The following is a 17,757-nucleotide window of genomic DNA, read 5'->3' on the forward strand; positions in this document are numbered from 1 at the left end:
CAATCGTGGAACACATGTTCCGCTGAGCGGACCACATCGGATGGAGGGGTCGGTCCATGGGTCCTGGGTCAGGTCCGAGTGAGGCGGCGCCGCGCGGGCGGCTCGGCACGATGACGGCGATGCCGGGGTTCGACGACGAGAGCCACCTCGACTTCGTCGAGGGGCTGCGCCGCTTCACGCTGGCGGAGATCAACCCCGTGGCGGCCGAGGCGGTCCGGGAACGGGTCGCCGAACGGCGTCCGGAGAGCCTGGACGACCTGCGCGCCGCCGCCGAGTCCGTGCCGCTGGTCGGCCTGCGGAATCGGCTGCTGCGCTCCACCCAGGACATGAACTGGGCGCGGGTGACGGCCGCCTACGAACGGCTGCGCCCCGCGCTGGAGGCGGAGCTGGACGACGCCGCCGGACGCGGTCCCGGCCGCCTCGAACTCGCCAATGACTGGGAGCACCCGGCCTACTCCGCCGACGTCCACTTCCACCGCCAGCCCGGCGGTTACCACGACGAGCCGCTCGCCGGATACGTCTACCACTACGGGACGAAGGTCTTCCACCTCGGGACCAACGACCGCGACGAGGCCAAGATCGCCCGCGCCCATGCGGTGCCCGGGCCCGCCGACGGGTCCGTGGCGCGCGTCCTGGACATCGCCTGCTCCATCGGGGCCATGACCGTGGCGTTCAAGGACCGCTGGCCGGACGCGGAGGTGTGGGGCGTCGACTCCGCCGCGCCGCTGCTGCGGTACGCGCACGCGCGCGCCGTCCGGCTCGGCGCCGACGTCGTCTTCTCCCAGCGGCTGGCCGAGGACCTGCGCTTCCCCGACGGCTCCTTCGACGTCGCCTACCTCGGCACGATCCTGCACGAGGTCCCCTGGGAGATCGCGCTGCGCGCGGTCGCGGAGGCGCGGCGCGTGCTGCGGCCCGGAGGCGTCCTCGTCGTCCACGAGATGCGCCAGCCCGACGCCCCGCCCGAGCCGTGGGCGACCTACGACCGCGACTTCGACACCCGCTTCAACGGCGAGCCGTTCGCGTTCCGGTTCGTCCACGGAGGGATCGGCGCCGAACTGGAGCGGCTGTTCTCGACGGTGGAGTTCACCAACGGCCGGACGGCGACGTGGGTGTGCACGGCATGACCCAGGAGAAGGACACCTGGCGGGTGGACGGCCCGCAGCCGCTCGGCGCCTTCGTCGGCGAGGGCGTCAACGACCAGCTCATGCACATCAGCGTCCAGCTCGCCGCCGAGCTGTGGGTGACACGGCGCCGCCTGGCCGCGCTGGAGTCCCAGCTCGTGGCAGGTGGCGTGGTCACATCGCCGGACGCGCTCGAACCGGACGACGGCGACCCCGCCGCCGCCCGTGCGGAGCGGGACGCCTTCATCCGGCGCGTCTTCGGCGGACTGACCGCGTGACGGTCCGCGTCGGGATCGTGGTGCCGTCCGCGAACCCCACCGTCGAGCCCGAGACCCGGCGGCTGCTGCCGCCGGGCGTCGTCCCGTACGTCGCGCGGATGGCGGCGCCGCGCGGCCTGGACCTGCGCGCCCGCCTCGACTGGTACCGGGACAACGCCGGGGAGGCGATCGAGACCCTGTCCGGGCTCGACCTGGCCGCCGTCCTCGTCGCCTGCACCGGCGCGACCTACCGCCTCGGGCCGGACGGCGACCGGCAGTGGTCGGACGCGCTCGCGCAGCGGTCCGGCGTCCCCGTCGTCACCTCGGCGGGCGGCCTGGTCCGCGCGCTGCACACCGCCGACATCCGCCGCGTATCTGTCGTTTCGCCGTACCCGTCTTGGCTCACCGACGAGTGCGCGGGGTTCTGGCGTGCCGCCGGGATGAAGGTGGACGTGCACGAGATCAAGGGCGGCCGTCCGATCTACGCCACGGGCGCCGACGACGTCCGCGACGCGATGCGGGCCGCACTGGACTCCGGCACGGCCGGGCCGGGGCATGCCGCCGTGGTCGCGGGGACCGGTGCCGCCAGCCTCGACGTGCTGGACGAGCTGACCCCGTCCAGTTCACTACTGCTGTCGTCCAACCTGGCCGGGACGTGGGCACTGGTGCACGCGGCGGACGCGCCGTCCGCGCTCACATCCGCGACGGGAGCGCTCGCCCGGCTCACCGAGGAGGCCGGATGACCGCGCCCGTGATCGTCGTCGGGGCGGGGCCGGTCGGCCTGGCCGCCGCGCTCGCCCTGGCCGCCGAGCAGGTGCCGGTCACCGTGCTGGAGGCCGAGCGGGCCGGGGTCGGCAAGGAATGGCGCGGCTCGACGCTGCACCCGCCGACCCTCGCGCTGCTCGACCGGATCGGCGCCGCCGCCGACGCCGTCGCGCACGGGGTCCGGGTGGACCGGCTCCAGTTCCGCGACCTCCAACTGCCCGACCGCGCCACCTTCTCCTACAGCGTGCTGGAGGGCCGGACGCCGTTCCCGTTCCGCGTCCAGTACGAGCAGTACAAGCTGCTGCGGCTGCTGCGCGAGCTGGCCGAGGCGTCCCCGCACGTGGACCTGCGCCACGAGCACCGCGTCACCGGGCTGACCGGCGCGGACGACGGGGCGGCGGACGCGACCGTGACGCTGGCCGACGGCACGCGCCTGACCGGGCCGTACGTCGTCGCCGCCGACGGTGCGCACAGCGCGCTGCGCAAGCTCGCCGGGATCGGCTTCCCCGGCGACACCTACCCGTCGCAGAGCCTGGTCGCCGCCACGCCGTTCCCCTTCGAGGACGTCGTGGACGACCTCGGCCCCATCTCCTATTGGAGCGGTCCCAACGGGCGGCTGTCACTCATCCGCACCCCGGACGTGTGGCGCGTCGCAACCAGCACCACGGTCGACGCCGCCGCGTCCGCCGAAGGGACCGGCGGGACCCACCCCGAACTGGCCGCCGCCCTCGACCTGCTCGTCGGGGATCGGAGCTGGGCCGCGAACCCGCTCCAGCAGCATCAGCTGTACCGCAGCCACCAGCGGGTGGCCGACCGGTTCCGCGCCGGCCGGCTGCTGCTGGCGGGCGACGCCGCCCACCTGTCCAGCACGACCGGCGGGATGGGGCTGAACTCCGGCGTCCACGACGCGTTCGACCTCGCCGCCCGGCTCGGCCCCGCGCTGCGGGCGGGCGGCGACGGCGAGGCCGAGGCGGGCGCGTACGCCGCCGCCCGCCGGGATGCCGCCGTCCGCGTCGTCCAGCCGGCGACCCGGACCGTCCGCGCGGGCGTCGACGCGACCGGCCGGGACGCCCGCCTCGCGCGCCTCCGGGATCTGGCCGCGACCGCCGCCGACCCGGCGGCGGCACTCCGCCACGTGAGCGCCATGAGCATGCTCGACGCAGTCGAAGGAGCGAGCCGTTGACCGCCGTCCTGTCGCCGATCACGGGCGAGCTGATCGAGGACGTCCCCGCGACGACGCCGAGCGGCCTGGACGCCGTCCTCCGCGCCGCCGAGGACGCCGCGCCGCGCTGGCGGGACGTACCGGCGTCCGAGCGCGGCCGTCTTCTGGTGGAGGTCGGCCGCCGGATGCGGGCGCGCGCCGCCGAGATCGCCGAGCTGGAGACGCTGAACACCGGCAAGCTGCCGGCCGACACGCGCCGCGAGGCCGAGCGGGCGGCCGCGTGCTTCGAGTACTACGGCGGCTGGGCGGACAAGGCGCACGGCACGGTCGTGCCGGTCTCGGGCCCGTTCCACACCTACACGACGCGCGAGCCGTACGGGGTGGTCGCGGGCATCATCCCGTGGAACGTCCCGTACTTCTTCGCCGCGAAGAAGATCGCGCCCGCGCTGGCGTTCGGGAACGCCGTCGTCCTCAAGCCCGCCGCCGAGACCCCGCTGACCGCGCTGCTCCTCGGCCGGATCGTCGCCGAGGTCCTCGCCGAGGCGGGGCATCCGGAGAGTGTCGCGCAGGTCGTCCACGGCGGCGGAGACCTCGGCCGCGCGCTCGTCGAGGACCCGCGCGTCCGGCTGGTGGTGTTCACCGGCTCGGACGCCACCGGCGCCCGGGTCGGCGCCGCCGCGGCCGCGCACTTCGCCCCGTCCGCGCTCGAACTGGGCGGCAAGTCCCCTCAGCTCGTGTTCGCCGACGCCGACCTGGACGCCGCGGCGGACGGGATCGTCGAGGGCTTCACCGGGTCGTGCGGGCAGATGTGCATCGCCGGATCGCGCCTGTACGTGCAGCGCGAGGCGTTCCCCGACGTCCTGGACCGCGTCGCGCGGCGCGTCGAGAAGCTGCGCGTCGGGGACCCGCGCGTGCCCGGCGTCCAGGTCGGGCCGCAGGTCACCGCCGCCCAGGCCGCCAAGACCCGCGCGTTCGTCGGTGACGGCGCCGCGCGGGGCGCGCACATCGTCGCCCAGGCCGCGACGCCTGACGAACCTGAGCTGGCGGGCGGCAACTGGGTCGCGCCGACCGTTTTCAGCGGCGTCGCCGCCGGGGACCCGCTGCTCACCGAGGAGGTCTTCGGGCCGGTGCTGTGCGCTGAGCCGTTCGACGGCGAGGACGACGCCGTCCGCCTCGCCCACGACACCCGGTTCGGGCTCGGCGCGGGCGTGTGGACCGGCGATCCGGGGCGGGCCCACCGCCTCGCCGGCGCGCTCCGCGTCGGGACGGTCTGGGTGAACACGTACCGCGTCCTGTCCGACCTGGTGCCGTTCGGCGGGGTCGGCGCGTCCGGGTACGGGCGCGAGGGCGGGACCGACGCCGTCCACCTCTACACCTGGACCAAGAGCGTGTGGCTCTCCACCTCCCCCGGCGTGCCCGCCGGTTACCGGAAGGAGTGAGATGCGTCCCGCACTCGCGCCCGAGATCGCGCACCGCGACGGCGTCTTCGTGGACGGGAAGGTCGTCCCGGCACGGTCCCGCGCGGTGGTCGAGGTCGTCTCGCCGTCCGACGGGACGGTCGTCGGGAGCGTCCCGGACGGGTCCGCCGCCGACGTGGACGCGGCCGTCGCGTCCGCCCGCGCCGCCTTCCAGGACCCGCGCGGCTGGCGGAGCTGGGAGCCCGCGGACCGCGCCGCCGCGATGGAGCGGCTCGCCGACCTGGTCCAGGAGCGCGACGCCGAGCTGACCGTCCTGCTCGCCCACGAGATCGGGCGCCCGGTCGGCGGCGCGCCCGGACGCGCGAACCGCGCCTCGGAACTGCTGCGCTACTACGCGGCGATGGCCCGCTCGCTCGTCGTGGACGAGCTGCGCCCGGTCCCCGAACCGCGGGGCCCGGGCAGCGTCAGGCGGTCGATCGTGCGGCGCGGCCCGCGCGGGGTGACGGCGGCGATCGTGCCCTACAACGGGACGCTCCCCATGGGCATGTACAAGATCGGACCGACCCTCGCGCTAGGCGGTACGGTGGTGCTGAAACCGCCACCTCAGGCACCGCTGGAGGCCTTCCTGTTCGCCGAGTGCGCCGCCGCGGCCGGTCTTCCTCCGGGCGTCGTCAACGTGGTCACCGGCGGGCGCGAGACGGGTGAGGCCCTCGTCGGGCATCCGGGCGTCGACATCGTCGGGTTCACCGGCTCGTCCGAGGCGGGACGGCGCATCGCCGCACGCTGCGCCGAGACGCTCACTCCCGTGGTCCTCGAACTCGGCGGGAAGTCCGCCGCCGTCCTGCTGGACGACGCCGACCTCGACCGCTTCGCCGCGGCGCTCCCCTTCCTCGCCTACACCTTCAGCGGGCAGAACTGCTTCATCCAGAGCCGCGTCATCGTCCCGCGCCCGCTGCTCGCGGAGGTCGCCGACCGCGTCGCCGCGGTGTCGGAGTCGCTGCCCGTCGGCGACCCGTTCGACCCCGCGACCCGGCTCGGCCCGCTCATCTCGGCCGCGCACCGCGACCGCGTCGAGGGGCTGATCGCGTCGGGCCTGGCCGAGGGCGCCCGGCTGGTGTCCGGCGGGAAGCGTCCGCCCGATCTGGACGCCGGGTTCTACCTGACGCCCGCCGTGCTGACCGACGCGCGCAGCGGCATGCGGATCTGCCAGGAGGAGGTCTTCGGGCCCGTGGTGACGCTCATCCCCGCCTCCGACGAGGACGAGGCCGTCGCCATCGCGAACGACACCGATTACGGCCTGGCAGGCTCGGTGTGGAGCGCCGACGAGTCCCGCGCCCTCGCCGTGGCGGCGCGCCTGGACACCGGAACGGTCGGCATCAACGGGTTCGGCTTCAACACCGCCGCGCCGTTCGCGGGACGCCGGTCGAGCGGGCTCGGCACGGAACTCGGGCCCGAGGGGTTCGAGGCGTATGTCCAGTACCAGAGCTTCCACATGGTGGGGTGAACGGGATGTCCACTGTGCGCGTCAACGACGGCGCCGGCAGCGCCGAACCGGTCAAGGGGCAGACGGTCACGGGAATCGACAGGGTTCTCGACATCCTCATCTTCCTCGGCGAGGCGGAGCAGCCCACGCTCGGCGTCACCGAGATCGCCGAAGGGCTCGGGCTGTCCAAGGCGGTCGTGCACCGCGGCCTGACGAGCTGCCGCGCCAAGGGCTTCATCACGTTCCATCCGTCGACGCGCCGGTACAGCCTCGGCCCGCGGATCGTCAGCCTCGCGCTCGGCTACCTCGACCGCATCGACATCCGCGCCGAGGCGCGTCCGGTCCTCACGCGCCTGTCGCAGGAGACCCAGGAGACGGCGACGCTCTCCACCCGCTCGGGCTGGCACCGCGTCTACGTCGACCAGGTCACCCCCGACCGCGACGTGAAGATGATGGTGCAGCTCGGTGCGGCGTTCCCGCTGCACGCGGGCGCGTCGTCCAAGGCGTTCCTGGCGTTCCTGGATCCCGCCGAACGCGAGCAGTACCTGGCGTCGCAGCCGATGAGCAAGCTGACCGGCAACACCATCACCCAGCCGCCCACACTGCGCGACGAGCTGGCCCACATCGCCGAGGTCGGTTACGCGATCTCCTTCGGCGAGCGGGATCCGAGCGCGGGCTCGGTGGCCGCGCCGGTGTTCGGGCCCACCGGGGCGCCGCTCGCCGTGATCTCGATCGCCGGTCCGCTGGAGCGGTTCCGCGGGGAGGTCGACCGGCTGGTGGAGCTGCTGCAGGAGGCCGCCGCGACCCTGACCGAACGGGTCGGCGGACGGCCCGACGGCGCGTCCCCGGAATGATCGCGTCCGTCACCGTCGTCACCGCCGACCTGGACGCCGCCGTCTCCGCGTACCGGGACGGCGTCGGTCTGGAGCCGGGCTCTGAGCAGCGGACGTCCGGCGCCCCTCTCCCCGGGCTGGACGGGCGCCGCTCAGTCGTCCTGTCCGGCACCGGAACGGGCGGCGTGGTCCACGTCGTGGAGCTTCCGGGCGCGCGGACGCCCGAGCCGCTCACGACGCTCGGCTGGGCCGCCGCCGAGATCCTCGTGGCCGACGCGGACGAGGCGACCGAGCGGGCCCGCGCCGCCGGGTTGCGCGTCCTGGCCGAGCCGCGTCCGGTCGGGGCGGGCGGCGGGCTGCGGGCCGTGCAGGTCGCGGGCCCGGCCGGGGAGGCGCTCTATCTGACGCAGGTCGACCGCGCCCCGGCGGGATTCATCTTGCCGCGCCCTCGCGGGCCGGTGGGCCCGGTGTTCATCGCCGTCCTCGCGGCCGGCGATCTGGAGACGGCGCGCGGTGCGCTGGAGGCCCGGCTGCCCACGCGGCGGGTGACGGACCATCCGCTGCCGGTCCGGGCGCTGAACGCGCAGCTCGGCCGTCCGGCCGGAACGCTCCACCGCATCAGCACGCTCCAGCTTCCAGACCGCTGCGCCGTGGAAGTCGATCAGTATCCCGTGGACGACCCGGCCGTCCGGGCCCGGAGATCTCCGCACGACGGCGGGATCGTCGCCGTCACGCTGCGCGGGGATGGTCCGGGAAAAACGTGGACCGTTCCGGGCGCGGGCGGCGCGCTGATGGCGTGCGCCTGATCCGCCCGCGCCGCCGCTCTGCGTAATTCTGGTCTGTTACCTGCATGTTTCTTCTTTTCGAACCCTTGACACTGTGCCGGACGTCAATCTACCGTTCCACTGAGCGATTTTATTGTTCCGTTCAGTGGAACAAATGGAGGGCCTGGTGGGCAGAAGCATTGCAGTGCGGGGCGGCATGGCCCTCGTCCTGGGAATGGCGGCGCTCAGCGCCTGCGGCGGCTCCGGGACCGCCGGCGCGCAGACGCTGAAGATCGGTGTCGACTCGCTTCCGGCGTCCCAGGGCAACCCGTTCAACTCCGCGGTCTCCCCCGGCATCTACACCTACGCCGCGATCTACGACCCGCTGACGTTCGTGGACGACACCGGCCAGGTGAAGCCGTGGCTGGCGACCGAATGGAAGAACACCTCCGACACCACATGGACTTTCACGCTCCGTGACGGCGTCGAGTTCTCCAACGGCGAGAAGCTGACGGCCCAGGGCGTCGCGGACGTCGTGAACTTCCTGAAGCAGAATCCCGAGGCCAAGCGGTCGGTCGTGTCCAACGACCTGGCGACGGTCAAGTCCGCCAAGGCGGCCGACGCGAAGACGGTCGAGATCACCACGGCCGTCCCTGACCCGGTGCTGCCGAACAAGGTGACCGAGCTGATGATCCCGGCGCCGAAGGCCCTCGCCGCGGGCGGCGTGAAGGGCATCGCCGCCAAGCCGGTCGGGACGGGACCGTTCCAGGTCAAGAACTGGGGCGGCAACAAGATCACCCTCACCGCGTTCGAGAAGTCCTGGCGCGCGCCGAAGGAGGCGGGCCTGGAGATCCAGGCGATGCAGGACCCCGCCTCCCGGCTGCAGGCCCTGCAGTCCGGCCAGGTGGACCTCATCACCGGCGTCTCGCCCGACCAGGTCGACCAGATGAAGGGGTCGATCCAGGCGGAGGTCAACCCGGGCAACCAGGTCATGTCGCTGGCGTTCCGCACCGTCAAGGGCAAGGACCCGGTCGATTCGCCGCTCACCGACAAGAAGGTCCGGCAGGCCCTCAACTACGCGGTGAACAAGCAGGCGATCACCGACAACCTGCTGCTCGGCAAGGCCAAGCCGGTCGGCCAGGGCCCGACGGAGAAGGTGCGCGGCCACAACCCGGACGTGCAGGCGTACCCGCACGACCCCGCCAAGGCCAAGGCGCTGCTGACCGAGGCCGGGCACCCGAAGGGCTTCGCGATGAGCGCGGACGTCGTCGTCGGCGCCTTCCCCGGAGACGCCGACATCTACCAGTCGGTCAAGCAGGATCTCGCCAAGGTCGGCGTGAACCTCACGCTCAACCAGATGACGTTCCCGACATGGCTGCAGAACTACACGGGCAACACCTGGAAGACGCAGGCGTTCGGCCTCTCCTGGAACGCGCTGCCCACCATGGACGCGGGCCGGGCCATGACCAACTTCACCTGCCTGCGCCCGTCGACGTTCTTCTGCGACAAGCCGACCGCCGACCACCTCTCGGCCGCCCTCACCGACATGGACGGGCAGAAGCGCGACGAGCAGCTCCGCAAGGTCGTCGCCGAGATGCACGACAACCCGCCGGCGCTGTTCCTGGTGCACCAGATCACGATCGTCGGCAAGTCCTCGTCCCTTGAGGGCGCCAAGGACAACAACCGCTTCTTCCGCTACGACCAGATGGCCAAGAAGTGACGGACACGGCATCCGTCCCGGCCGCCGCGGGCACCTCCGCGGCGGCCGGGGCGCCGGTCCGCAAAGGGGGACGGGCCGGCAGCCTGGCCCGGATGCTCGCGTCCCGGCTGGCCCAGCTCGTGGTGCTGCTGTTCGCGGTGTCGACCCTGCTGTTCTTCCTGCTGCGCCTCACCGGCGACCCGGCGACGACGCTGGCCGGGCAGGACGCCACCCCGGACCAGGTGGCGGCGGTCCGGGAGCAGTACGGCCTGGACGAGCCGCTCGCCCAGCAGTACGCCACGTTCATCGTCCGCGCCGCGCAGCTCGACTTCGGGACGTCCGTCCAGTCCGGCGCGGACGCGCTCACCGAGGTGCTGAACCGGCTGCCCGCCACGCTCCAGCTCGCGATGCTGGCGGTGCTGCTCAACATGCTGATCGCGATCCCGCTCGGCGCGTGGATCGGCGCGCGCCCCGAGGGCCGCGCGCAGTCGGCCGCCTCCGGGCTCGTCTTCATCGGCCAGGGCATGCCCGGCTACGTCGTCGGGCTCGTGCTCATCCAGATCTTCGCCGTCCAGCTCGGGCTGCTGCCGAGCATCGGCAACGCCACGGCCTCGGCGGCGATCCTGCCCGCGGTGTCGCTCGCGGCGTTCCTCGTCCCGCGGCTGACCCGCGTCGTGTCGGCCAACGTCGCCGAGACCATGGACGAGGACTTCGTCCGGACGGCCCGCGCCGCCGGGGCGTCCAGGCGCACCGTCATCCTCCGGCACGTGCTGCCGAACGCCCTGCTCGGCGCCGCCGCGCTCGTCGGCACCCAGCTCGCGATCCTGGTCTCCGGCGCGCTGATCATCGAGGTCATCTTCGCGTGGCCGGGCCTCGGCGCGCTGATGATCGACTCGGTGCGGCAGCTCGACTTCCCGATCGTGCAGGCCGCCGTGTTCACGATCGCGGGCCTGGTGTTCCTGACGAACACCGCCACCGACGCGCTGCTCGGCGTCCTCGACCCGCGGCTGCGGGGGCGGCGATGACGGCGGTCCGGGAGGCCCCGCGCGGGCTCGTGCGGCGCCGGCTCGCCCCCCGGCGGCCGGGCGCGGAGTCGGCGCGGCTGATCGCGGGCCTCGGCATCGCGGTCGTGCTCGTCGGCGGGACGCTCGTCGCGCTGCTGTTCGGCGGCATCACCGACGTGAAGACCGGCGTCGAGTCGCGGCTGCTGTCGCCCGGCGAGGACGGCCACCTGCTCGGCACCGACGGCGTCGGCCGCGACCTGCTGACCTGGACGATCGCCGGGTTCGGCTGGACGGCGTCGGTCGCCGCCACCGCCGCGTGCATCGTCACCGTCATCGGCCTGACGCTCGGCGTCCTCGCCGGGTCGACCACCGGCTACGTCCAGGCCGCGATCTCCCGCGTCATCGACGTGTGCCTGTCGCTGCCCTACCTCGTCATCGCGGTCGCGGCGATGGCGGCGGTCGGCCGCGGGTTCCTGCCGCTGTCGATCACTCTCGGCGTCGTGGGCTGGCCCATCTTCGCCCGCGTGATCTACGCCGAGACGCGCGGGCTGATGCAGCGCGAGTACGTCCGCGCGGCGCGGCTCCTCGGCGTGACGCGGCCCCGCATCCTGATCGCGCACGTCCTGCCCGGCCTGCGGCACACGATCATGGTGATGTGGGCGTTCGTGTTCGCCGACCTGCTGGTCGCCGAGAGCGGGCTGTCCTTCCTCGGCATCGGCGCGCCGCTCGGCTCGCCGTCGCTCGGCAACATGCTGTCCGAGGGCCGCCAGCATCTGGTCGGGTCGCCGCTGCTGGTGCTCGTGCCCGCCGCCGTCATCGTCCTGGCCGTGACCGCCGCCAACCTCGTCGGCGACGGCATGGCCGCCCGCAGCAGGGCGCGGCTGAAGTCGGTGGGCCCGTGACAGCCGCGCCCGTCGAACCGAGAGAGCAGACGATGGACGAAGCCCTGCTCGACGTGGACGGCCTCTCGGTCGTCCACGACGGCGGCACCCGGATCGTGCAGGACGTGTCGTTCCGCCTCGGACGCGGCGAGATCCTCGGGCTCGTCGGCGAGTCCGGGTCGGGCAAGTCCCTCACCGCGCTCAGCCTGATCGGGCTGCTGCCGCCGGGCCTGACGCGGACCGGGACCGTCCGGCTCGGCGGCGAGGACCTCACCGGACGCTCCGAGAAGCAGCTGGAGCGCGTCCGCGGGTCGCGGATCGGCATGGTGTTCCAGGACCCCATGACCGGGCTGAACCCGGTGCGCCGGATCGGGTCGGTGCTGGTGGAGACGATCCTGCGGCACCAGGACGTGTCCCGCGCCGCCGCCCGAGAGAAGGCCGTCGAGGCGCTCGCCGCGGTCGGCGTCCCCTCGCCGGGCGACCGCGTCCGGGCGTATCCGCACCAGCTCTCGGGCGGCCTCCGGCAGCGCGCGATGATCGCGCTGGCGCTGATCAACGAGCCGTCGGTCATCCTCGCCGACGAGCCGACCACCGCGCTCGACACCACCATCCAGGCGCAGATCACGCAGCTCATGCGGGACCAGATCCAGGCGCGCGGCGCGTCGATGATCCTGATCACGCACGATCTCGGCGTCGCCACCGAGCTGTGCGACCGCGTCGCGGTCATGTACGCGGGCGGCGTCGTGGAGGAGGGCCCGACCCGCGAGCTGCTGCGGCGCCCGCGCCACCCCTACACGGCGGCGCTGCTGGCGGCGGCGCCGAACTTCGACCGGACGCGGACGCTCGCCGCGATCTCCGGCGCTCCGCCGTCGCCGTTCGCCCGCCCGGACGGCTGCCCCTTCCACCCGCGGTGCGAACGCGCGCAGGACGCCTGCCGCACGGAGGAACCCGTCCTGACCGTGTCCGGTTCGCACCGCCTGGCCTGCTGGAACCCCCATGACTGACGCGCCCGCGGCCGGCCCGCACATGACCGGTAAGGACCGGCCCATCATGGAGATGTCCGGCGTCTCCGTCCGGTTCCCGGTCGGCGGGCGGACGCTCACCGCGGTCGACGACGTCTCGCTGGCGCTGTATCGGGGGCAGACGCTCGCGCTCGTCGGCGAGTCCGGATCGGGCAAGTCCACGGCAGCGACCGCGCTGATGCGCGCCACGTCCCCGCAGACCGGGCGGATCACCTTCGACGGACGCGACATCACCCACATGCCCGAGCGGCGGCTGCGCCCGCTGCGCCGCCACTTCCAGATGATCCTCCAGGACCCCTACGCCAGCCTCGACCCGCGCATGACCGTCGACCGGATCGTCGCCGAGCCGCTGCGCGCCCACGGGTTCGGGACGCGAGAGCAGATCCGCGCCCGCGTCGCGGAGGTCCTCGGCCAGGTCGGGCTCCCGGAGTCGGCCGCCGGCCGCTACCCGGCGCAGTTCTCCGGCGGGCAGCGGCAGCGGATCTCGATCGCCCGCGCGCTCGCCGCCCGGCCCTCGGTGATCGTCGCGGACGAGCCCGTGTCCGCCCTCGACGTGTCCATCCAGGCGCAGATCGTCAACCTGCTCGGCGAGGTGCAGAGGACCGACGACCTGGCGTTCCTGCTGATCGCGCACGACCTGTCGCTCGTCCACCACATCTCCGACCGCGTCGTCGTGCTGTACCTCGGGCGGGTGCTGGAGGAGGGGCCGACGACGTCGGTCGTGGCGTCGCCGCAGCACCCGTACACAGCGGCGCTGCTGTCAGCGACGCCGACGACCGACGAGCGGCCGCGGGAACGGATCGTGCTGTCGGGCGACCCGCCGTCGCCGATCGACCGGCCGTCCGGGTGCGTGTTCCACACCCGGTGCCCGGTCGCGCGGGACGTGTGCGCGACCGACGTGCCGCCGCTGACGGTGTCCGGGGAACGCTCGGTGGCCTGCTTCTTCCCCGGCGAGGTGGATTCCGGACTCGGCCTTGAGGAGGCCCGATGAACGACGTCGCACGCCGCGCGCGGGTGGACTTCGCGCTCGCGCTCCGCCGCCAGTGGGCCGGATCGCTGTATCCGGCGCTCGTCGGTCAGGCGGGCGCGGACCCGGACCGCGCGTCCGTCCACGCGGCGCCGGTGTACCCATGGTTCGCGTGGCTGGAGCGGTCCGCGCAGAAGATGCTGTGGCGCGCGGTGGAGGAGGCGGTCGACGCGACCGACGCGGCCGGCGCCGAGGACGCCCTGTCCGCGTCCGCACCCGGCCTGGAGCTGAACCCCGACCTGCGGCTGCCCGCCTGGTACACCGACGTGGACATCCACATCCAGCCCGGCGGCATCTGGCGCGCCGACCGCGACGCCCTGGTGTACGAGGCGGGCGCCAAGCTCGTGATGCTGGGTGAGAACGACGACTACGCGTTCCACACCCTGTTCACCGACACCGCCGTCCCCGACCGGCCGTACGAGCGGATCGTGGACCTCGGCTGCGGGTTCGGCAAGAGCACCCGGCCGTTCAAGCGGCGCTGGCCGGACGCCGAGGTGATCGGCGTCGACCTGTCCGCGCCCGTGCTGCGGCTGGCCGCGCGCCGGACGGCAGGGCTCGGCATCCGGTACGTCCAGGCCGACGCCGCTGACACCGGGCTGCCGGCGGGCTCGGCGGACCTCGTCACCGCGACGATGCTCGTCCACGAGCTGCCGCCTCCGGTGATCGCCGGCGTGCTCGCCGAGGCCGCGCGCGTCCTCGCCCCGGGCGGGCTGCTGCGCGTCCTGGACTTCCACCCGACGGGCGACGTCGTCCGCGACCTCGCGCTGGTCGAGCACGGCGACCGCAACAACGAGCCGTACCTGCCGATGCTGTTCGGCACCGACTGCCTCGCCCTGTGCGCGGACGCCGGGCTCGCGGACGCGCGCTGGGTCGCGTTCGACGAGCGCGGCGCCGGGCGCCTGGAGACGACGCGATGGCCCGACCGTGCCGAATGGCACTTCCCCTGGGCCGTCCTGGAAGCACGCAAGCCGGAGGACGCCCGTGCCTGACATCGAGCCCCTGCCCCCCGTGCCGGAACTCCGCGCACTCGGCTCCGCCCAGGTGGACCAGCTCGCGGCCATGGTGTTCGAGCTGGCCGCGCAACTGCACGAGGAACGCGCGCGGGTGCGCGAACTGGAGCGGCGGCTGGGGGTGCCGTCCGGCGCCGACCTGACCGAGGAGCTGAACCGGTCGATCGCGCGGCTGCTCGCCATCGCCGCCGAACGCGACGACGCCCGCGCGCCTCTCCACGCCGACCGGACGGGGAGCTGACCGTGGGACGCCCGTTCATCGAGTTCATCCAGTCGCAGGCCCTGCCGTGGCAGGACGGCCTCTACGGCCGGAACGACCCTGGAATCGACAGCAAACTGCTCAGCCTGGACGAGGAGACCGGCGCGTCCAGCCTCCTCGTCCGCTACCCGGCCGGGTATACGCGCGGGGAGGGCGTCCATCATCTGGACGTGGACGAGGAATTCCTCGTCCTGCACGGTTCGCTGACCGTCTCCGGCGTCGAATACGGCAAATACTCCTACGCGCATTTCCCCGCCGGGACGAACACGTCCGGTGTCGCGTCCCGGACGGGCGCCGTGGTGCTCGCGTTCTTCTCCGGCGAGCCGCGGTTCCGCGACGGCGAGGCCCCGGCCGGGATGCTCGACGAGCGCCGCCTCGTCACCAAGGTCGACGGGTTCGCCGGGGAGTGGGGCGGCAACTTCCATCCGACGTTCCCGCCCGGCGCGGGCCGCAAGTGGCTGCGCCGCGACCCGGTCGACGGCGAGGAGACGTGGCTGCTCGGCACGATGCCGCTGCGGTCGGGCCGCAAGCCGGAGAAGCACCCGGTCGTGGAGGAGATGTACCTGCTGGCCGGGGAACTCGCCGGCCCGCTCGGCCTGATGCGCGCGGGCTGCTACTTCTGGCGCCCGCCGGAGGAGTGGCACGGCCCGTTCGGCTCCCCCACCGGCAACCTCATGCTGTTCCGCACCAAGGGCGGCCCGCTCAGCACCGTCTACACCGAGCACGACGTCGACTTCACCTGGACGCCCGAGCACCGCCCGATCCTGCCGCCCGACCTGGCCGCCTACGGCGCCGAACCCCTCCCGGACCAGCCCGGCTGCCTGTGCTTCTGATGGACGGGCCGAGGGTGGAGCGCCGGCTCGTCCGCACGCCGGAGGGGTACGTCCACCTGCGCGCCACGCCCGGCGACGGCCCTGACCTGCTGCTCCTGCACCAGGTGCCCGCGTCCGGACGGCTGTGGCTGCCGGTGATGCGGGAGCTGGCGCGGCTGCCGTGCGTCGCGCCGGACATGCTGAACCTCGGCGAGTCCGACGCCACGTCGCGCCCGCTGAGCCTCTCCGAACACGCGGGGCTGCTGTGGGAAGCCGTCCAGGAGGCGCGTCCCGGGCCGAAGGTCGTCGTCGGCCACCACACCGGCGCGGCGCTGGCGGCGGTCATGGCGGCCGAGCATCCGGACAGCGTCGTGGGCCTCGGTCTCGTCGGGTACCCGGCGTACTTCGACTGGCGGACGAAGCTGTTCAAGTACGAGCGGCTGAATCCGGTGCCCGCCACACCCGAGGGCGTCGCGGACGTGTGGCGGTTCATGGCCCGCGCGTTCACCGAGGGCGCCGACCCTGATCTGGTGTTCGACGCCTTCGCCGACCGCGTCCGGGCCGGGCGCGTCTGGTACGAGGGCTACGTGGCCCTTTGGAACACGGACCTGCGCTCCGTCCTGGCCGGGGCGAGGTCGCCGGGGCGTCCGACGGCCGTCGTCGCACCGGACGGCGACGCGCTGTCGGCGCTGGCCGACGAGGTCGGGCACGTCCTCGACGCGCCCGTCACCCGCATCCCGGGCGGGACGTTCGTCCTCACCGAAGACCCGGCGGCGCTCGCGGCCGTCGTGCGCGACCTGTGGAGGAGCCTGTGACACCGCCGGCGCACGTCATCGTCGGTGCGGGAGCGGCCGGCATGATGGCCGCGCTCACCGCCGCCGAGCGCGGGGTGCCGGTCCTCGTCCTGGACGCCGCCGACGCGGTGGGCGGGTCGCTGAACATCTCGTCCGGGCAGCTCAGCGCGGCCGGGACGCTGCTCCAGCGACGGCGCGGCATCGTCGACTCGCCGGACGCGCACTACGCCGACATCATGCGCATCAGCGAGAACACAGCCGACCCGACGCTCGTGCGCCTCGCCGTCGACAACGCCGCCCGGACGCTGGACTGGCCGACCGAGAACGGCATGGAGTTCATGCCGGACCACCCCGTCGAAGGGTTCGCGCATGAGCCGTACACGGTGGCGCGCTATTACTGGGGCCCCGATTTCGGCCGCTCAATCCTGCAAATACTGCGGAAGGCATTCGACGCGCAGGTCACCGCGGGCCGCATCACACTGTCGCTGAACACGAAACTCATCGGGCTCGTCATGTCCGGCCGCCGCGTGACGGCCGTGACGGCGACGGCTCCGGACGGTGAGCGCACCTACCCGGCGTCATCGGTACTGCTGGCGACCGGCGGCTACAACGCCAATCCCGAGTTGTTCCACGAACTGAGCGGGCGCCCGGCCTACGGCGCCAATTCCTACCCGTACAACACCGGCGGCGGACTGGAGGCGGCACGCCGCGCCGGAGCGGCGCTGCGCGGCCACGAGAACTACCTGAGTTCGTTCGGCGTGGTGATGGACCGTCCGGGACTCGGCGCGAAGCTGGAATTCCGCCACATCCACCACCCGCAGGACCGCCCGCCCTGGGAAATCTACGTCAACACCGAAGGCCGCCGGTTCGTGGCCGAGGACGAGCCGAGCGTCAACGCACGCGAGCACGCCCTCTTGGACCAGCCCGAGCTGCGCCGCTATGTCGTGTTCGACGCCCGGGTCCTGCGCGAATCCCCACCGATGATCAGCGGCCGGACCAACCACGAACTGCGCGACCTGTTCGACGTCCACCCGATGTTCACCAGCGCCCCCACACTGGACGGCCTCGCCGCGAAAACCGGACTGCCAGCCCCCGCGTTGGCCGAGACCGTCGCCGAATACAACACGACACTCGACTCCGGACGGCCTGACCCGTTCGGACGGCGGCACCGGCCGACCCGGATCGACGAAGGGCCGTTCTACGCCATCCGCGTCCAGGGAGCATCGGTGACCAGCACCGTCGGCCTCGCCGTCGACTCCGATCTGCGTGTCCTCGACGCCACCGGCGAGCCGTTCACGAACCTCAGCGCGGCCGGCGAACTGCTGGGTTCCGGACAGCTCATGGGCAAATCATTCTGCGGCGGAATGATGGCGACACCCGCATTGACGCTGGGCCTCCTCTACGGAGAAGGATTGTCCGCTCACGCGTAGGTTCCTTTCGCGAGGC

The 17,757-nt window shown here is 73.2% G+C and carries 18 protein-coding genes; all 18 read left to right on the forward strand.

What is annotated here, in order from left to right; genetic code table 11:
• The first annotated feature begins 56 nt into the window (after positions 1-56).
• The 18 genes from E1287_RS13365 (at position 57) to E1287_RS13450 (ending at position 17,741) form a co-directional block, all read left to right on the forward strand.
• A complete protein-coding gene (locus E1287_RS13365) occupies positions 57-1,124 on the forward strand; it encodes a class I SAM-dependent methyltransferase (RefSeq protein WP_131965234.1) in 1,068 nt (355 codons plus the stop codon).
• Positions 1,121-1,399 carry a hypothetical protein gene (locus E1287_RS13370; RefSeq protein WP_131965235.1) on the forward strand — a complete coding sequence of 93 codons (279 nt, stop codon included), beginning with the start codon at positions 1,121-1,123 and terminating at the stop codon, positions 1,397-1,399. The genes E1287_RS13365 and E1287_RS13370 overlap by 4 nt, the downstream gene beginning before the upstream one ends.
• Positions 1,396-2,121, forward strand: coding sequence for a hypothetical protein (locus E1287_RS43670; RefSeq protein ID WP_165968983.1), 726 nt, complete (start codon positions 1,396-1,398; stop codon positions 2,119-2,121). The genes E1287_RS13370 and E1287_RS43670 overlap by 4 nt, the downstream gene beginning before the upstream one ends.
• Positions 2,118-3,326: an NAD(P)/FAD-dependent oxidoreductase gene (locus E1287_RS13380; protein ID WP_131965236.1), complete on the forward strand. Its 1,209-nt coding sequence runs from the start codon at positions 2,118-2,120 to the stop codon at positions 3,324-3,326. Before E1287_RS43670 ends, E1287_RS13380 begins: the two co-directional genes overlap by 4 nt.
• Positions 3,323-4,744: an aldehyde dehydrogenase family protein gene (locus E1287_RS13385; RefSeq protein ID WP_131965237.1), complete on the forward strand. Its 1,422-nt coding sequence runs from the start codon at positions 3,323-3,325 to the stop codon at positions 4,742-4,744. Before E1287_RS13380 ends, E1287_RS13385 begins: the two co-directional genes overlap by 4 nt.
• 1 nt (position 4,745) lies before the next feature.
• Positions 4,746-6,227 (forward strand): aldehyde dehydrogenase family protein, encoded by a 1,482-nt coding sequence (locus E1287_RS13390; protein WP_131965238.1) that lies wholly within the window; start codon positions 4,746-4,748, stop codon positions 6,225-6,227.
• A 5-nt stretch (positions 6,228-6,232) separates the two neighbouring features.
• Positions 6,233-7,060, forward strand: coding sequence for an IclR family transcriptional regulator (locus E1287_RS13395; protein ID WP_131965239.1), 828 nt, complete (start codon positions 6,233-6,235; stop codon positions 7,058-7,060).
• Complete coding sequence (locus E1287_RS13400) at positions 7,057-7,845, forward strand: VOC family protein (protein ID WP_131965240.1); 789 nt, start codon at positions 7,057-7,059, stop codon at positions 7,843-7,845. Before E1287_RS13395 ends, E1287_RS13400 begins: the two co-directional genes overlap by 4 nt.
• 145 nt (positions 7,846-7,990) lie before the next feature.
• On the forward strand, positions 7,991-9,523 hold the full coding sequence (locus E1287_RS13405; protein ID WP_165968984.1) for an ABC transporter substrate-binding protein: 1,533 nt from the start codon (positions 7,991-7,993) through the stop codon (positions 9,521-9,523).
• Positions 9,520-10,527 (forward strand): ABC transporter permease, encoded by a 1,008-nt coding sequence (locus E1287_RS13410; RefSeq protein WP_131965242.1) that lies wholly within the window; start codon positions 9,520-9,522, stop codon positions 10,525-10,527. The genes E1287_RS13405 and E1287_RS13410 overlap by 4 nt, the downstream gene beginning before the upstream one ends.
• Positions 10,524-11,408, forward strand: a complete 885-nt coding sequence (locus E1287_RS13415; protein WP_131965243.1) for an ABC transporter permease — start codon at positions 10,524-10,526, stop codon at positions 11,406-11,408. The genes E1287_RS13410 and E1287_RS13415 overlap by 4 nt, the downstream gene beginning before the upstream one ends.
• Positions 11,409-11,440: 32 nt before the next feature.
• Positions 11,441-12,391 carry an ABC transporter ATP-binding protein gene (locus E1287_RS13420; RefSeq protein WP_131965244.1) on the forward strand — a complete coding sequence of 317 codons (951 nt, stop codon included), beginning with the start codon at positions 11,441-11,443 and terminating at the stop codon, positions 12,389-12,391.
• Entirely contained in the window at positions 12,384-13,400 is a 1,017-nt protein-coding gene (locus tag E1287_RS13425) for an oligopeptide/dipeptide ABC transporter ATP-binding protein (protein WP_131965245.1), read from the forward strand. The genes E1287_RS13420 and E1287_RS13425 overlap by 8 nt, the downstream gene beginning before the upstream one ends.
• Positions 13,397-14,425 carry a class I SAM-dependent methyltransferase gene (locus tag E1287_RS13430; protein WP_131965246.1) on the forward strand — a complete coding sequence of 343 codons (1,029 nt, stop codon included), beginning with the start codon at positions 13,397-13,399 and terminating at the stop codon, positions 14,423-14,425. Before E1287_RS13425 ends, E1287_RS13430 begins: the two co-directional genes overlap by 4 nt.
• Positions 14,418-14,687, forward strand: a complete 270-nt coding sequence (locus tag E1287_RS13435; RefSeq protein ID WP_131965247.1) for a hypothetical protein — start codon at positions 14,418-14,420, stop codon at positions 14,685-14,687. Before E1287_RS13430 ends, E1287_RS13435 begins: the two co-directional genes overlap by 8 nt.
• A 2-nt stretch (positions 14,688-14,689) precedes the next feature.
• Positions 14,690-15,538: a DUF4437 domain-containing protein gene (locus tag E1287_RS13440; RefSeq protein WP_165968985.1), complete on the forward strand. Its 849-nt coding sequence runs from the start codon at positions 14,690-14,692 to the stop codon at positions 15,536-15,538.
• A complete protein-coding gene (locus E1287_RS13445) occupies positions 15,538-16,332 on the forward strand; it encodes an alpha/beta hydrolase (RefSeq protein ID WP_131965249.1) in 795 nt (264 codons plus the stop codon). Before E1287_RS13440 ends, E1287_RS13445 begins: the two co-directional genes overlap by 1 nt.
• A complete protein-coding gene (locus tag E1287_RS13450; protein WP_131965250.1) occupies positions 16,329-17,741 on the forward strand; it encodes an FAD-dependent oxidoreductase in 1,413 nt (470 codons plus the stop codon). Before E1287_RS13445 ends, E1287_RS13450 begins: the two co-directional genes overlap by 4 nt.
• Positions 17,742-17,757 lie beyond the last annotated feature (16 nt).

The organism is Actinomadura sp. KC06, from assembly GCF_004348735.1.
GTDB lineage: Bacteria > Actinomycetota > Actinomycetes > Streptosporangiales > Streptosporangiaceae > Spirillospora.

Coding starts and splice junctions, on each gene's coding strand:
- E1287_RS13415 (WP_131965243.1), top strand. CDS start 10,524: ATGACGGCGGTCCGGGAGGCCCCGCGCGGGCTCGTGCGGCGCCGGCTC.
- E1287_RS13395 (WP_131965239.1), top strand. CDS start 6,233: ATGTCCACTGTGCGCGTCAACGACGGCGCCGGCAGCGCCGAACCGGTC.
- E1287_RS13400 (WP_131965240.1), top strand. CDS start 7,057: ATGATCGCGTCCGTCACCGTCGTCACCGCCGACCTGGACGCCGCCGTC.
- E1287_RS13365 (WP_131965234.1), top strand. CDS start 57: ATGGGTCCTGGGTCAGGTCCGAGTGAGGCGGCGCCGCGCGGGCGGCTC.
- E1287_RS13370 (WP_131965235.1), top strand. CDS start 1,121: ATGACCCAGGAGAAGGACACCTGGCGGGTGGACGGCCCGCAGCCGCTC.
- E1287_RS13390 (WP_131965238.1), top strand. CDS start 4,746: ATGCGTCCCGCACTCGCGCCCGAGATCGCGCACCGCGACGGCGTCTTC.
- E1287_RS13445 (WP_131965249.1), top strand. CDS start 15,538: ATGGACGGGCCGAGGGTGGAGCGCCGGCTCGTCCGCACGCCGGAGGGG.
- E1287_RS13425 (WP_131965245.1), top strand. CDS start 12,384: ATGACTGACGCGCCCGCGGCCGGCCCGCACATGACCGGTAAGGACCGG.
- E1287_RS13420 (WP_131965244.1), top strand. CDS start 11,441: ATGGACGAAGCCCTGCTCGACGTGGACGGCCTCTCGGTCGTCCACGAC.
- E1287_RS13430 (WP_131965246.1), top strand. CDS start 13,397: ATGAACGACGTCGCACGCCGCGCGCGGGTGGACTTCGCGCTCGCGCTC.
- E1287_RS13380 (WP_131965236.1), top strand. CDS start 2,118: ATGACCGCGCCCGTGATCGTCGTCGGGGCGGGGCCGGTCGGCCTGGCC.